This window comes from Pseudomonas sp. Z1-14 (assembly GCF_051132005.1).
Classification (GTDB): Bacteria; Pseudomonadota; Gammaproteobacteria; order Pseudomonadales; family Pseudomonadaceae; genus Aquipseudomonas.
In genome coordinates this window covers 1,492,744-1,507,702 of sequence record NZ_CP071646.1, presented here as the reverse complement: position 1 = coordinate 1,507,702, position 14,959 = coordinate 1,492,744, and the positions used below count along the sequence as shown (strand labels likewise).

The window sequence follows — 14,959 nt, the reverse complement described above, 5'->3', positions numbered from 1 at the left end:
TTGCAGCAGATTAAATGGATACGTCTACGCGGAAGTAGATCGGCGCTTCGCGCTCGGTCAGGGCATCCGGACGTTCCAGGGAATGGGCGAAGGTGACGCTGGCGCTCAGGTGCTGGCCACGGGCGAACAGCTCCAGCGAGTTGCTCGACATACGCCCGTGCTGATCGTCGTTGTAGCGATCGCCACGGATCACGCCTTGGTCATAACCAAGGCTGGTGCCGTATTCGGCGAACACCGGGCGCAGCCATTCCAGCGTCACCGGGCGGCTCCAGCGCAGGTCGTTGCGCCAGTAGCCGCCGCTGTCGCCGGACAACGATTGGTCCTTGTAGCCACGAATCGACGACTGCCCGCCCAGGCTCATGCGTTGCGGGCTGAACAGCACGTCTTCGCTGCGCTGGCCGGTCATCAGGCTGCTGAAGCTGAACGACTCGCCCCACACCTTGAAGGGTTGCAGGTAGCTGGCGGTGGCCGTGTACTTGCGGTAACGCGCGTCGGCCTGGCCGGGGCCCGGGTCGTTATCACCCTGGGCATCGAAGGCACCGATGCCTTGCTGCACGCCCAGGTCCAGGTTGACGAAGGCGTTGCCGATCCGGCGGCCATGGTTGATGCCGAACTGGCCTTCGCTGAGGCGATTGCTGCTGACATCGAGCTTGCTGTCTTCGATGAAGTTGTTGGTGCGCAGGTACGCCAGGCCCGTGTTGAGGGAGGTCTTGCTGACGGCGTCACGGTGGATCACCCGTTCGACGCGCAACTGATGGTTCTGGCTGTCGCCGGTCTGCTTGAAGTTGAAGCCGTTGGCCGGGATCTGCGAGCGATATTCGCTCTGGCTGTAGGTGTAGCTGAAGTTCCACCAGCCCCAAGGCAGGTTGTAATAAAGCATGGCGTTGTTGGAGGTGTGCTGGTGGTCGGTCATCGCGTCGTGACCGCCGCGCAACATCAACTGATCGGCCAACCCCAACGGGCTGTCCCATTCAAAGCTGGTGCCCCACTGTTGCTCGCCGGTGCTGCGCTGGCCGTCGTTGCTGCGGGACAGGCCGGCACGCCAGGGCTTTTGCGGATCGTTGGTCACCTGAACTTCGCTGCCACCGACGTTCTGGCCGGGGGTCAGCTCCATTTTTGCCTGGTTCGAGGGCAGGCGATTGAGCTGGTCCACCAGTTGTTCGATTTCCCGCAGGTTGACCAGCTCGCCGGTCTTGCCGGGAAACGCCATCGCCAGCTCCCGCGGTGACAACCGGCTGTTCTCGGCGCCCTTCAGGCCTTCCAGACGCCCCTCCACCACCAACACACTCAAATGCCCGGCGGACAGATCCTGTTGCGGCAAGTAGGCGCGGCTGGTGACCAGGCCTTTTTCGATGTAGTGGTCGGTGATGACTTTGAGCAGTTCGTTAAGCTGCGGCACGCCCAGGCATTGGCCGATGTAGGGCTTGAGCAACTGCTCGCGCTCGCTGGCGGACAGGCTGTCGGCGCCTTTGAGTTCGATGGTCTTGATCGTGAAACAGCGAGTCTCGGCGGGCGTCGTCGGCTGGGCCGGTTGCGCCTCCTTGCCTGGCAAGTCCTTGAGTTCCTCGAGACGCCGGCGTTGCTCTTCGAGCAAGCGGTTCTGGCGCTCCCGGATCAGGTCGGTGTCACCGGGCGTCGGCGCGGCGAGAGCAAGGGTAAGCGGAGAGAGGCACAGCAAAGCCAGGCACAACCTCGCCCAAGGGGCGGGTGAGAACATGTTCGATCCCTCGAAATCAGTGACATCAAAATAGTGGCGCGATATTAATGAGCCATCATTTTGACGTCAACCAACCGTTCAAGCTTTCAGGTAAGCGCTGCGACCATTCATCCGAAATCAGACGATCCTGAAAATCGGGAAACCTCGTTGCCGGGAACCGCGCAAATGAACTTTCCCTGGTAGCCCGGCCTCAACCGTTTACCTGCCCAACAAAGGAATACGAGGCCCGAGCCCATGAAAAACCTCATCCAACTCACCCTCGCCGCCACCCTCACCTGCGCCCTGCCGGCCTGGGCGACTTGCACGCCCGAAGAAGCGACCATCAAGCGCGAGCAACTGGCGGATAAGGTGACCAAGCTCACCGAACAGGATCCGGCCAAGGCCAAGGAAATGAATGAAGAATTGCAGGCGATGAACCTGGAAACGTCCAGCAAGGACGTACCGGACAAATGCCAACTGATCGATAAGCGCCTGAAGGAGCTTGAAGAGGCGCAGAACAAGGCCGAGTGATCAGCCTGGCGCGGATAGGAATGGACTGCCCAGGCCGGGCTGGGGTCGCCCGGTCAATTCGCCGCGAGGCCGAGCGCAACCCCGGGCTGGGCCAACCTCAGGAACCGGATCAAGGCCTCGCGTTGCGCCAGGGCATCCTGTCGCCCCAGCTCGATCAGTTCGCTGCAATAGCCTTTCTCGAATAACAGATAACTCAACACACTCGCACCGCTGGTCTTGGTCGCACCCGGCCCGCGCAGGAATACCCGCAACGCTCGGGGCAGCTCCTGGCGATGCCGCGCGGCAATTTCGTCGATCGGCTGGCTCGGGGAAATCACCAGCACTTCCACCGGTGCCGCGCCGAGGGCGTGGGCCGGCACATCGTCTGGCAGCATGTGGCTGAATCTGTTCAGGCGCTCAAGCAGCTCGATGTCGCTTTCCAGGCTGTCAATAAACGTGCTGTTGAGCATGTGCCCGCCGATCTGCGCCAGGGTCGGTTGCAGGCCGGTGTAGCTGCGTTCCAGTGGATCCTGGGCCGACACGCCGCGCGGGTTGCCGCTGACGCCGATGACCAGCACGCGGTTGGCCCCCAGGTGCAGGGCCGGGCTGATGGGTGCCGATTGGCGCACCGCGCCGTCGCCGAAAAATTGCGGGCCGATCTTCACCGGCGCGAACAGCAAAGGGATCGCCGAGCTGGCGAGCAGGTGTTCCACCGACAGCTGCGTGGGCACACCGATACGCCGATGACGCAGCCAGGCGTCGATGGTGCCGCGGCCCTGATAGAAGGTCACCGCCTGGCCGGATTCGTAGCCAAACGCAGTGACCGCCACCGCGCGCAATTGGTGCTCGGCAATCGCCTGCTCGATACCCGCGGCATGGAATTGCGCCTGGAGCAGTTCGCGCAGCGGCGAACTGTCGATCAGCGCCACCGGCAGCTTGGCTCCCAGGCCGAGCAAGCTATGGCCGATGAACCGCGTCGCCTGGCCCATGACCCCGCGCCAATCGCTGCGCATCACCTGGTGGCTGCGCACGGCTTGCCAGAAGACCGTCAGGCGTTCGATGGCGGTCTTGAAGTCCATCGCCCCGCTCGCCAGGCTGACCGCATTGATCGCACCGGCAGAGGTACCGACAATCACCGGAAACGGGTTGCGACCGCCCTCCGGCAGCAACTCGGCAATCGCTGCCAATACACCGACCTGATACGCCGCTCGAGCCCCGCCGCCGGAAAGAATCAAACCTGTTACCGGTTCAGCTGGGGTCATCGCGATACTCCGTGTCCAGTCATAGGGCTATATGATCAACCGCGTTTATCGTACAGCTTCGGCTCGCCGAGCGGCCGGGTCTTGAAGCGCCGGTGGGCCCAGAGGTATTGCTCGGGACACTGGCTTACCGAGCGCTCGACCCATTGGTTGATGCGCAGGCAATCAGCCTCTTCGGTCTCGCCGGGAAAATCCTCCAGCGGCGCCTGGATCACCAGACGATAGCCGCTGCCATCGGCCAGGCGCTCCTGAACGAACGGCACGACCAATGCCTTGCCCAGGCGCGCGAACTTGCTGGTCGCGGTGACCGTGGCCGCCTGGATGCCGAACAGCGGCACGAACACGCTTTGCTTGGCGCCGTAGTCCTGATCCGGTGCGTACCAGATTGCCCGGCCGGCGCGCAGCAACTTGAGCATGCCGCGCACGTCCTCACGTTCTACGGCCAGGGAATCGAGGTTATGCCGTTCGCGGCCACGGCGCTGGATATAGTCGAACAACGGGTTCTTGTGCTCGCGATACATGCCGTCGATGGTGTGCTGCTGGCCGAGCAGCGCCGCGCCGATTTCCAGCGTGGTGAAATGCAGCGCCATCAGGATCACGCCCTTGCCGTCGCGCTGGGCCTGCTTGAGATGCTCCAGGCCTTCGACATGGGCCAGCTTCGCCAGCCGCGAACGCGACCACCACCAGCTCATGGCCATTTCGAAGAACGCGATGCCGGTGGAGGCGAAATTTTCCTTGAGCAGACGCTTGCGCTCAGCGGCGGATTTCTCGGGAAAACACAGCTCCAGGTTACGGCTGGCGATGCGCCGTCGGTCGCCGGCTGCCCGATACATCAACGCCCCCAAGGCGCGACCGATCCGCAACAGCAGCGGATAAGGCAACTGGATGATCAGCCACAACAGCCCCAGGCCGCACCACAGCAGCCAGAAACGCGGATGAAAAAAAGCAGCTCGAAAACGCGGGCGATCCATTACAGCTTCCATTAATACCTGGGCCGCGCATTCTACATCGTTCGTCCCGGCTTGCGGCTCGCGGACGATCTCGTTATAAGTCTCGGCACTTTTAGTGACAAGCCGTTGTACGCCGACCATGAGCCAAACCGAACCGCTAGACCAAGATCCCGTGTTCCAGCTGAAGGGCAGCATGCTCGCCATTACGGTGCTGGAGCTGGCCCGTAACGACCTGGAAGGCCTTGACCGGCAACTCGCAGCGAAAGTCGCCCAGGCGCCGAATTTTTTCAGCAATGCCCCGCTGGTACTGGCGCTGGACAAGCTGCCGGCCGGTGAGGGCTCGGTCGACTTGCCGGGGCTGATGCGCGTTTGCCGCCAGCATGGGCTGCGCACCCTGGCGATCCGCGCCAGCCGCATCGAAGACATCGCTGCCGCCATCGCCGTGGACATTCCGGTGCTGCCGCCCTCCGGCGCCCGTGAACGCGTGCTGGAGCTGAGCCCGGCGGAACCGAAAAAACCGGAAAAACCGCCGGAGCCGACCATCAAGCCGACCCGCGTGATCACCTCGCCGGTACGCGGCGGGCAGCAGATCTACGCCCAGGGCGGCGACCTGGTCGTGGTGTCCTCGGTCAGCCCGGGTGCGGAACTTCTCGCCGATGGCAACATCCATGTATACGGCCCGATGCGCGGCCGTGCGCTGGCCGGTGTCAAGGGTGACACCAAGGCAAGGATCTTCTGTCAGCAGTTGAGCGCTGAACTGGTCTCTATCGCCGGGCAATACAAGGTTTCCGAGGACTTGCGGCGCGACCCGTTATGGGGCGCCGGGGTCCAGGTCAGCCTGTCAGGCGACGTGTTGAACATCATTCGGCTTTAACGGATACTGCCGCATTTTCCAAGCATCTCTAAAACCTAGCGAAAACGGCTTGAATGACGTAGGAAAAAGGACCAGGCAGTGTTTACCCAAGGTAGACCCCGCCCGCATCCGATTCCAGCCAAGCCTGTCCAGTTGCAGCAGTTTTTCCAGAGATGTTTTTCAGGGGCTGACAAAGTCCTTTTTCCTTAGGGGTGAAACACCTTGGCCAAGATTCTCGTGGTTACATCCGGCAAGGGTGGTGTGGGTAAGACCACCACCAGCGCCGCTATCGGTACCGGCCTCGCCTTGCGCGGCCACAAAACAGTCATCGTCGACTTCGACGTCGGCCTGCGTAACCTCGACCTGATCATGGGTTGCGAGCGTCGCGTAGTCTATGACTTCGTCAACGTGGTCAATGGCGAAGCGAACCTGCAGCAGGCCCTGATCAAGGACAAGCGCCTTGAGAACCTCTACGTACTGGCCGCCAGCCAGACCCGCGACAAAGACGCGCTGACCCAGGAAGGCGTGGAAAAAGTCCTGATGCAACTCAAGGAAGACTTCGAATTCGTGGTCTGCGACTCCCCGGCCGGTATCGAGAAAGGTGCCCACCTGGCCATGTACTTCGCTGACGAAGCGATCGTCGTGACCAACCCGGAAGTCTCGTCGGTACGCGACTCCGATCGCATGCTCGGCCTGCTGGCAAGCAAATCCCGGCGTGCCGAGAACGGCGAGGAGCCGATCAAGGAACACCTGCTGCTGACCCGCTACAACCCGCAACGCGTCAGCGACGGCGAAATGCTCGGCGTCGAAGACGTCAAGGAAATCCTCGCGGTGACCCTGCTGGGCGTGATCCCGGAATCCCAGGCGGTACTCAAGGCTTCGAACTCCGGCGTGCCGGTGATACTTGACGACCAGAGCGACGCCGGCCAGGCGTACAGCGATGCGGTCGATCGTCTGCTGGGCAAAACCGTCGAGCATCGATTCCTCGACGTCACGAAGAAAGGTTTCTTCGAGCGCCTGTTTGGAGGTAGGTAATGAACCTTTTTGACTTCTTTCGTGCCAACAAAAAGCCCAGTACCGCCTCGGTCGCGAAAGAGCGTCTACAGATCATCGTGGCGCACGAACGCGGCCAACGCAGTACCCCGGACTACCTGCCTGCCTTGCAGAAGGAACTGGTGGAAGTGATCCGCAAGTACGTCAATATCGGCAACGATGACGTGCATGTCGCGCTGGAAAGCCAGGGCAGCTGCTCGATCCTGGAACTCAATATCACCCTGCCGGATCGCTGATCGACCCAGCAGGTGCCACGGCGGCTCGGGCCTTTCTCCCCCCTCACAAGACAAGGAGAAGGGTTCGAGCCGCCGTTGGCGTTTGTTACGAGACTGTTCAATGCCCCTGTCCAACATCCGCATCATCCACCAGGACGCCGCCGTACTGGTGGTCGACAAGCCGACCCTGCTGCTCTCCGTGCCTGGCCGGGCGGACGACAATAAAGATTGCCTGATCACCCGCCTGCAGGAAAACGGTTATCCGGAAGCGCGAATCGTGCACCGGCTGGATTGGGAAACGTCCGGCATCATCCTGCTGGCCCGTGACCCGGACACCCATCGCGAACTGTCCCGGCAATTTCATGATCGAGAAACCGAAAAAGCCTACACGGCATTGTGCTGGGGCCAACCGGAGCTGGACAGTGGCAGCATCGACCTGCCCTTGCGCTACGACCCGCCGACCAAGCCCCGCCATGTGGTCGATCACGAACAGGGCAAGCATGCCTTGACGTTCTGGCGCGTGCTGGAACGTTGCGGTGACTGGTGTCGGGTCGAATTGACACCGATCACCGGGCGCTCGCATCAATTGCGCGTGCACATGCTCTCCATCGGCCATCCGCTGCTGGGCGACGGGCTCTATGCCCACCCGCAAGCCCTCGCCGCCTGGCCAAGGCTGTGCCTGCACGCGAGCATGCTCAGCTTCACCCACCCGCAAAGCGGCGAGCGCCTGCGCTTCGAGTGCCCTGCACCGTTCTGAAAAACACCTCCGACACAGTGGCGAGGGAGCTTGCTCCCGCTGGGTTGCGTAGCGACCCCTTTTTGGGCCTGCTGCGCAGTCCAGCGGGAGCAAGCTCCCTCGCCACAGTTCCGCCTGGAGTGCTCACCGACGCTGCTAATACGGTAAACTCCCGCCCATTGCTGTCTGGAGTTCTTTATGCGTGCACAGTTGAACCAGGGCCTGATCGACTTCCTCAAGGCCTCCCCTACCCCGTTCCATGCCACCGCCAGCCTTGCCCAGCGCCTGGAAGCGGCGGGTTACCAGCGTCTTGATGAGCGCGAAACCTGGGCCACCGAGGCCAATGGTCGTTATTACGTCACGCGCAACGATTCCTCGATCATTGCCTTCAAACTGGGCCGCAACTCACCGCTGCACGACGGCATCCGCCTGGTTGGCGCCCACACCGACAGCCCCTGCCTGCGGGTCAAGCCGCAGCCGGAACTGCAACGCCACGGGTTCTGGCAACTGGGCGTGGAAGTCTACGGCGGCGCGCTGCTGGCGCCGTGGTTCGACCGCGACCTGTCCCTGGCCGGGCGGGTGACCTTCCGCCGCGACGGCAAGGTCGAGAGCCAATTGATCGATTTCAAGGCGCCGATCGCCACGATCCCGAACCTGGCTATCCACCTCAACCGTGAAGCCAACCAGGGCTGGGCGATCAACCCGCAGAACGAACTGCCGCCGATCCTCGCGCAATTCGCCGGTGACGAACGCGTCGATTTCCGTGCCGTACTCACCGACCAGTTGGCCCGGGAACATGGCTTGAACGCCGACGTGGTGCTCGACTACGAGTTGAGTTTCTATGACACCCAAAGCGCAGCGGTCATCGGTCTGCACGGTGACTTCATCACCGGTGCGCGCCTGGACAACCTGCTGTCGTGTTATGCCGGCCTGCAGGCCTTGCTGACCGCCGACACCGAAGAAACCTGCGTGCTGGTGTGCAACGATCACGAAGAAGTCGGTTCCACCTCGGCGTGTGGCGCCGACGGTCCGATGCTCGAACAGACCCTGCGCCGCCTGCTGCCCGAAGGTGAAGAGTTCGTACGCACGATTCAGAAATCCCTGCTGGTTTCGGCGGACAATGCCCACGGCGTACACCCCAACTATGCCGACAAGCACGACGCCAACCACGGCCCCAAGCTCAACGCCGGCCCGGTGATCAAGGTCAACAGCAACCAGCGCTACGCCACCAACAGCGAAACCGCCGGGTTCTTCCGCCATCTGTGCATGGCCGAGGAAGTGCCGGTGCAGAGCTTCGTGGTGCGCAGCGACATGGGTTGCGGCTCGACCATCGGCCCGATCACCGCCAGCCAGCTGGGCGTACGCACGGTCGACATCGGCCTGCCGACTTTCGCCATGCATTCGATCCGCGAGCTGTGCGGCAGCCACGACCTGGCGCACCTGGTGAAAGTGCTGAGCGCGTTCTACGCGTCTCGCGAATTGCCGTAAGCCTTTGTGTGGCGAGGGAGCTTGCTCCCGCTGGGTGGCGCAGCCGCCCCAGATCCGCGACTGAACGCGGATTTTGCCAGTGCTGCGCACTGGAGCGGGAGCAAGCTCCCTCGCCACAAGAGCATGCGTCACGGTGTGTGCATACCCGCCTTCCTCGCCAAACCCCAACTAGACTGACCTTATCCCTCCCGACAAGGCTGTCGCCATGATTTCCATGACTTCGTTCAACGCCATGCTGGTGCCCATCATCGCCGGCATGATCCTGCTCGCCATCGGCTTCAATTTCCGCGACAAGAACGTCGGCGTGTTTGCCATGTGGATCGGCATGTTGCTGATTCTCGTCACGGTACTGTTCAGGATCCTGGCCAAGCTCAACGACGTCTCCTGAACGCGCCTCAGGCCGACTGTTCCGGCACGTCCACCCCGACATGGATCGCATCGTGGCGCCAGAACTCCAGGTCGCAATCGATCAGCCGCTGATGCTGGTCGTAATTGACCCGGGCAATCCGCAGGCCGGGGCTGCCGACCGACACTTTCAGCGCCGCCGCGGCTTCCGGCTGTAGCGATGTCGGCACGATTTCGAATTTCACCCGGCCGTAGCGCAGGTCGTAGTGGCGGGCGTAAAGCTCGGTCATCGACTGGTTGAGATCAAATTCGAGGATGTCCGGGAAGTAGGCGGGATTCAGGTAGTGCTCGACGTACAGCACCAGGCGTTCGTCGATGCGCCGGGTGCGGCAGATCTGGATGACGCTGGACAGCGCCGGCAATTGCAGCCAGGCACAGACCGCCGCCGACGCGGGTTGCAGGCGGGCCGAGATCACCTGGGTCGACGGCACTCGTCCCTGGGCACTGACCATCGCGTGGAAATGACTGCGCTGCATCAGGTTGTAGGCCAGCCGTGGTGGCGACACGAACCAGCCCCGGCGCTCTTCCCGGTAGATCTGCCCCTGGGCCTCGAGCTGCAACAGCGCCTCGCGCACGGTAATCCGGGTGGTGCCGAACAGCTCGCTGAGCTTGCGCTCGGCCGGCAACTTGCTACCAGGCGCCAGCAAGCCGTGATCGAGCTGCTCCTGCAGGACCTGCCCGATGGTTGTCACCGCTTTGGTTGTCTCAACGCGCATCAACGTTACCTATCTGGACTAGACCAGCACTGTTTCGGGGCAGGATTCGATCACACATCAATCCACGGCTCATGCCTGCAGCCTAGGCACTGCGCATGACTGATAGATGACACAACCGCTGAACGGTCAACACATCGGCTTGCAAATTAACGGCCAAGGCCTTGCAGATCAGCTGCTTACTCATGGTCTACGCTTATGACGCAGCGACGCTTCATGAGCCCGACGATTGCTGGCGAACCCTGCATCGACATCAAAATGTCATGGGACGCGCCTACATTGGCTCAGGTATTGCTGACCTAGACCAACACCATCGCAATCGCAGCGTTGAAAACGCCCATAGGAGCTTCGGATGAAACAGCTTTTCCTGGCATCACTGTTAGGCTCGACCATTGCCATGTGCACCGCCGCCATGGCCGCTGATACCGATCTGAAAACATTGGAAGCCGCTGCGAAAGCGGAAGGCGCCGTCAACAGCGTCGGCATGCCCGATGACTGGGCAAACTGGAAAGGCACCTGGGACGACCTGGCCAGACTCTATGGCTTGAAACACATCGACACCGACATGAGCTCGGCCCAGGAAATCGCCAAGTTCGCCGCCGAGAAGGACAACGCCAGCGCCGACATCGGCGACGTCGGTGCCGCCTTCGGCCCGATCGCGGTCAAGCAAGGCGTGGTCCAGCCCTACAAACCAAGCACCTGGGAACAGATCCCGGACTGGGCCAAGGACAAGGACGGCAACTGGGCCCTGGCCTACACCGGCACCATTGCGTTCATCGTCAACAAGAAACTGCTGCACGGCTCCGAAGTGCCGACCAAATGGGCCGACCTGAAGACCGGCAAGTACAAAGTCTCCATCGGTGACGTGAGCACCGCCGCCCAGGCCGCCAACGGCGTGCTGGCTGCGGCCCTGGCCAATGGTGGCGACGAGAAGAACATTAAACCGGCCCTGCTGTTGTTCGCCGATATCGCCAAGCAAGGCCGCCTGTCCATGGCCAACCCGACCATCGCCACGATGGAAAAAGGTGAAGTCGAAGTCGGCGTGGTCTGGGACTTCAACGGCCTGAGCTACAAGGCCAAGATGGCCAGCCCGGATGACTACGTCGTGCTGATTCCGTCCGACGGCTCGGTGATCTCCGGCTACACCACCATCATCAACAAATACGCCAAGCACCCGAACGCCGCCAAGCTGACCCGCGAATACATCTTCAGCGACGCCGGCCAGATCAACCTGGCCAAGGGCAACGCCCGGCCGATCCGCGCCGAGCACCTGAAACTGCCGGAAGAAGTCCAGGCCAAGCTGCTGCCGAACGAGCAGTACAAAGGCGTGACGCCGATCAAGGATGCCGACGCGTGGGAGAAGACCTCCAAGGCGCTGCCGCAGCAGTGGAATGAAGAAGTCATCGTCGAGATGAAGTGAGGCGCTAGCTCCCGCTTGGAGATCCAACAGAGATCCAATTGTGGGGGCAGGTCCTGTGGGAGCGAGCCTGCTCGCGAAGACGGTGGCACAGCCAACACCTGTGCCAATTGACCCGCCGCCTTCGCGAGCAGGCTCGCTCCCACAGGGGCCCGCTCCCACAATCGACCTGTGGAAAATTCGAGTTATCTGGTATCTGCCCGGAGTCCCGGTCCCCATGAAGCACAACGTCATCCTGGTGGTGCTCGACGGCCTCAACTACGAAGTCGCCCGGCATGCCATGGGACATTTGCAGGCGTATGTCGGCGCAGGACGCGCGGCGCTCTACACACTGGAATGTGAACTGCCCGCCCTGTCCCGCCCACTCTACGAATGCATCCTCACCGGCGTCGTGCCCATCGACAGCGGGATCGTGCACAACAATGTCTCGCGCCTGTCGAACCAGCGCAGCATTTTCCATTACGCCACCGACGCCGGCCTGAGTACGGCGGCCGCGGCCTATCACTGGGTCAGCGAGCTGTACAACATGTCACCCTTCGTCGCCGGTCGTGATCGCCATACCGAAAACCCCGACCTGCCGATTCAATACGGACATTTCTACTGGAATGACCACTACCCCGATTCCCATCTGTTCGCCGACGCCGAACACCTGCGTCAACGCTACTTGCCGAATTTCCTGCTGGTGCACCCGATGAACATCGACGACGCCGGTCACAAGCACGGCCTCGACACCCCGCAGTACCGCAACAGCGCCCGCTCGGCGGACATCAACCTGGCGGTTTACCTGCAAGCCTGGCTCGACGCCGGTTATCAGGTGCTGGTGACTTCCGACCATGGCATGAACAACGACCGCTCCCACAACGGCCTGCTACCGGAAGAACGGGAAGTGCCGCTGTTTGTCCTCGGCGATGGCTTCAGCCTTGACGCCAACGCGACCCCCCGGCAAACCGAACTGTGCGGCACCATTTGCCAGCTGCTCGGGGTCGCCCACGACAAACCTTATTGCCAGGAGTTGCTCAAGTGAATGCCATGACGCGCGGCAAATGGCTGGCAGTGCTGTGCCTGGTGCCCTTCGCAATTTTTTTCATTGTGTTCCAGGTCGCCCCGCTGCTCTGGGTGCTGGTCAACAGCCTGGAATCGGAAGAGTTCGGCTGGGGCCTGGCCAACTTCAGCAAGATCTTCAGCTCGAAATTCTACCGACAGGCGATCCAGCACAGCCTGGAAATCAGTTTCTGGTCCAGCGTGTTCGGCATCATCATCGCCGTGCTCGGCAGCTACTCCCTGCGCCGCGTCGATTCGCGGCTGCGCAACTTCGTCAACGCCTTCGCCAACATGACCAGCAACTTCGCCGGCGTGCCCCTGGCCTTCGCGTTCATCATCCTGCTGGGGTTCAACGGCAGCATCACGATCATGCTCAAGCAAGCGGGGATCATCGAGGATTTCAACCTGTATTCGAAAACCGGGCTGATCATTCTCTACACCTATTTCCAGATCCCCCTCGGCGTGCTGCTGCTTTACCCGGCCTTCGACGCGCTGCGCGAAGACTGGCGTGAGTCGGCGTCCCTGTTGGGCGCCAGCGGCTGGCAGTTCTGGCGGCACATCGGCTTGCCGGTGCTGACCCCGGCGCTGCTCGGCACGTTCGTGATCCTGCTGGCCAATGCCCTCGGCGCCTATGCCACGGTCTATGCGCTGACCACCGGCAATTTCAACGTCCTGCCGATTCGAATCGCGGCGATGGTTTCCGGCGACATTTCCCTCGACCCGAACATGGCCAGCGCCCTGGCCGTGGTGCTGGTGGCGTTGATGACCCTGGTGACCGTCATCCATCAGTTGCTGCTCAAGAGGAGCTACCATGTCTCGCGCTGAATCGGGCCCGGCCGGGGTCTATCATCGAGCGGTGGTGTACCTGCTGTTCGCCATCCTGCTGCTGCCGCTGGCCGGCACGCTCATCTACTCCATCGCCAGCAGTTGGTCGGCCACCGTGCTGCCCAGCGGCTTCACCTTCAAGTGGTACTTGCAGCTGTGGAGCGACCCGCGCTTTCTCCATGCCTTCGGCCAATCGCTGATTGTCTGCGTGGGCGCGCTGGTGCTCTCGGTGGTGCTGATCCTGCCGCTGCTGTTCGTGGTGCATTACCACTTCCCAAAACTCGACGCGCTGATGAACATCCTCATCCTGCTGCCCTTCGCGGTGCCGCCGGTGGTGTCTTCGGTGGGGTTGTTGCAGCTCTATGGCTCCGGGCCGCTGGCGATGGTCGGCACGCCGTGGATCCTGATTGGCTGCTACTTCACCGTTGCCTTGCCGTTCATGTACCGGGCAATTACCAACAACCTGCAAGCGATCAACCTGCGCGACCTGATGGACGCCGCCCAACTGCTCGGCGCCAGCACTTTCCAGGCCGCGTTGCTGGTGGTACTGCCGAACCTGCGCAAGGGCCTGATGGTGGCGCTGCTACTGTCCTTCTCGTTCCTGTTCGGCGAGTTCGTGTTTGCCAACATTCTCGTCGGCACCCGCTATGAAACCCTGCAGGTGTACCTGAACAACATGCGCAACAGCAGCGGCCATTTCACCAGTGCGCTGGTGATTTCCTACTTCTTCTTCGTACTGGTCCTGACCTGGGCGGCCAACATCTTGAACAAGGACAAAAGCCAATGAGCTACGTCAGCGTCCGACATTTGCAGAAAGGCTACGCCGGCACGCCGGTGTTCAGCGACATCAACTGCGAAATCCACAAGGGCGAATTCGTCACCCTGCTCGGCCCTTCCGGGTGCGGCAAGTCCACGCTGCTGCGCTGCATTGCCGGCCTGACAGCGGTGGATGCGGGCCAGATCCTGCTGGACGGCCAGGACATCGTGCCGCTGAGTCCGCAGAAGCGCGGGATCGGCATGGTCTTCCAGAGCTATGCGCTGTTCCCCAACATGACCGTGGAGCAGAACGTCGCCTTCGGCCTGCGCATGCAAAAGGTCGACGCTTCGGACAGTCGCCAGCGTGTGCTGGAAATTCTGCGACTGGTGGAGCTGCATGACTTTGCCGCCCGCTACCCGCATCAACTGTCCGGCGGCCAATGCCAGCGCGTGGCCCTGGCCCGCTCCTTGGTCACCCGGCCGCGCCTGTTGCTGCTGGACGAGCCGCTGTCGGCGCTGGACGCGCGGATTCGCAAGCACTTGCGCGAACAGATCCGTCAGATCCAGCGGGAACTGGGCCTGACCACCATCTTTGTCACACACGATCAGGAAGAAGCCCTGACCATGTCTGATCGGATTTTCCTGATGAATCAGGGAAAGATCGTACAGAGCGGCGATGCCGAGACCCTTTACACTGCCCCCGTCGATGTCTTTGCCGCCGGCTTCATCGGCAACTACAACCTGCTCGACGCCGACGCCGCGAGCAAGCTGCTGCAACGCCCGGTGAACGGTCGCATCGCCATTCGCCCGGAAGCCATCGAGCTGAGTCGCAACGGCGAACCCGACGCGCTGATCCGCAGCCACAGCCTGCTGGGCAACGTGATCCGCTACCGGGTCGAGGCCCGCGGCGTGGAATTGGTGGTGGATGTGCTCAACCGCTCGGCTGCCGACCTGCATCCCGATGGTGCACGGCTGGCACTTTCCATCGATCCATCGGCGCTGTGTGAGGTAGCCTGATGGTCTGGTTGATTTTGAAGATATC

Annotated in this window: 16 protein-coding genes; 12 read left to right on the top strand and 4 right to left on the bottom strand. The window is 61.9% G+C overall.

The window, feature by feature from the left end; translation table 11 throughout:
* Positions 1 to 10: 10 nt before the first annotated feature.
* Complete coding sequence (locus J3P89_RS07135) at positions 11 to 1,717, bottom strand: ShlB/FhaC/HecB family hemolysin secretion/activation protein (protein ID WP_434601523.1); 1,707 nt, start codon at positions 1,715 to 1,717, stop codon at positions 11 to 13.
* A gap of 234 nt (positions 1,718 to 1,951) precedes the next feature.
* Here J3P89_RS07135 and J3P89_RS07130 point away from each other — a divergent pair, with 234 nt between their 5' ends.
* A complete protein-coding gene (locus J3P89_RS07130) occupies positions 1,952 to 2,227 on the top strand; it encodes a hypothetical protein (RefSeq protein WP_305499507.1) in 276 nt (91 codons plus the stop codon).
* Between the two features lie 53 nt (positions 2,228 to 2,280).
* Here the strand turns inward: J3P89_RS07130 and J3P89_RS07125 are convergent, their stop codons facing one another.
* On the bottom strand, positions 2,281 to 3,468 hold the full coding sequence (locus tag J3P89_RS07125; protein WP_434697112.1) for a patatin-like phospholipase family protein: 1,188 nt from the start codon (positions 3,466 to 3,468) through the stop codon (positions 2,281 to 2,283).
* Between the two features lie 35 nt (positions 3,469 to 3,503).
* On the bottom strand, positions 3,504 to 4,436 hold the full coding sequence (locus tag J3P89_RS07120; protein WP_434697110.1) for a lipid A biosynthesis lauroyl acyltransferase: 933 nt from the start codon (positions 4,434 to 4,436) through the stop codon (positions 3,504 to 3,506).
* Between the two features lie 118 nt (positions 4,437 to 4,554).
* Here J3P89_RS07120 and minC point away from each other — a divergent pair, with 118 nt between their 5' ends.
* The 6 genes from minC (at position 4,555) to J3P89_RS07090 (ending at position 9,148) form a co-directional block, all read left to right on the top strand.
* Positions 4,555 to 5,289, top strand: a complete 735-nt coding sequence (gene minC / locus J3P89_RS07115; protein ID WP_030142350.1) for a septum site-determining protein MinC — start codon at positions 4,555 to 4,557, stop codon at positions 5,287 to 5,289.
* Positions 5,290 to 5,490: 201 nt separating this feature from the next.
* Positions 5,491 to 6,303, top strand: coding sequence for a septum site-determining protein MinD (gene minD / locus J3P89_RS07110; RefSeq protein ID WP_042728954.1), 813 nt, complete (start codon positions 5,491 to 5,493; stop codon positions 6,301 to 6,303).
* Positions 6,303 to 6,557 carry a cell division topological specificity factor MinE gene (minE, locus tag J3P89_RS07105; RefSeq protein ID WP_039594520.1) on the top strand — a complete coding sequence of 85 codons (255 nt, stop codon included), beginning with the start codon at positions 6,303 to 6,305 and terminating at the stop codon, positions 6,555 to 6,557. Before minD ends, minE begins: the two co-directional genes overlap by 1 nt.
* Positions 6,558 to 6,657: 100 nt before the next feature.
* Entirely contained in the window at positions 6,658 to 7,293 is a 636-nt protein-coding gene (locus J3P89_RS07100) for an RluA family pseudouridine synthase (protein ID WP_018612476.1), read from the top strand.
* Between the two features lie 177 nt (positions 7,294 to 7,470).
* Positions 7,471 to 8,760, top strand: a complete 1,290-nt coding sequence (locus tag J3P89_RS07095; RefSeq protein ID WP_434572499.1) for a M18 family aminopeptidase — start codon at positions 7,471 to 7,473, stop codon at positions 8,758 to 8,760.
* 205 nt (positions 8,761 to 8,965) lie between these two features.
* Positions 8,966 to 9,148 (top strand): hypothetical protein, encoded by a 183-nt coding sequence (locus tag J3P89_RS07090; RefSeq protein ID WP_305499501.1) that lies wholly within the window; start codon positions 8,966 to 8,968, stop codon positions 9,146 to 9,148.
* Between the two features lie 7 nt (positions 9,149 to 9,155).
* Here the strand turns inward: J3P89_RS07090 and J3P89_RS07085 are convergent, their stop codons facing one another.
* On the bottom strand, positions 9,156 to 9,881 hold the full coding sequence (locus tag J3P89_RS07085; protein ID WP_434629121.1) for a UTRA domain-containing protein: 726 nt from the start codon (positions 9,879 to 9,881) through the stop codon (positions 9,156 to 9,158).
* A gap of 349 nt (positions 9,882 to 10,230) precedes the next feature.
* Here J3P89_RS07085 and J3P89_RS07080 point away from each other — a divergent pair, with 349 nt between their 5' ends.
* The 5 genes from J3P89_RS07080 (at position 10,231) to J3P89_RS07060 (ending at position 14,934) form a co-directional block, all read left to right on the top strand.
* Positions 10,231 to 11,298, top strand: a complete 1,068-nt coding sequence (locus J3P89_RS07080; protein ID WP_434572496.1) for an ABC transporter substrate-binding protein — start codon at positions 10,231 to 10,233, stop codon at positions 11,296 to 11,298.
* Positions 11,299 to 11,512: 214 nt separating this feature from the next.
* On the top strand, positions 11,513 to 12,319 hold the full coding sequence (locus J3P89_RS07075; RefSeq protein WP_434697108.1) for an alkaline phosphatase family protein: 807 nt from the start codon (positions 11,513 to 11,515) through the stop codon (positions 12,317 to 12,319).
* A 5-nt stretch (positions 12,320 to 12,324) separates the two neighbouring features.
* Entirely contained in the window at positions 12,325 to 13,161 is an 837-nt protein-coding gene (locus tag J3P89_RS07070) for an ABC transporter permease (RefSeq protein WP_434574130.1), read from the top strand.
* Positions 13,148 to 13,948 (top strand): ABC transporter permease, encoded by an 801-nt coding sequence (locus tag J3P89_RS07065; RefSeq protein ID WP_305499495.1) that lies wholly within the window; start codon positions 13,148 to 13,150, stop codon positions 13,946 to 13,948. The genes J3P89_RS07070 and J3P89_RS07065 overlap by 14 nt, the downstream gene beginning before the upstream one ends.
* On the top strand, positions 13,945 to 14,934 hold the full coding sequence (locus J3P89_RS07060; RefSeq protein ID WP_434697106.1) for an ABC transporter ATP-binding protein: 990 nt from the start codon (positions 13,945 to 13,947) through the stop codon (positions 14,932 to 14,934). Before J3P89_RS07065 ends, J3P89_RS07060 begins: the two co-directional genes overlap by 4 nt.
* Positions 14,935 to 14,959: the final 25 nt, after the last annotated feature.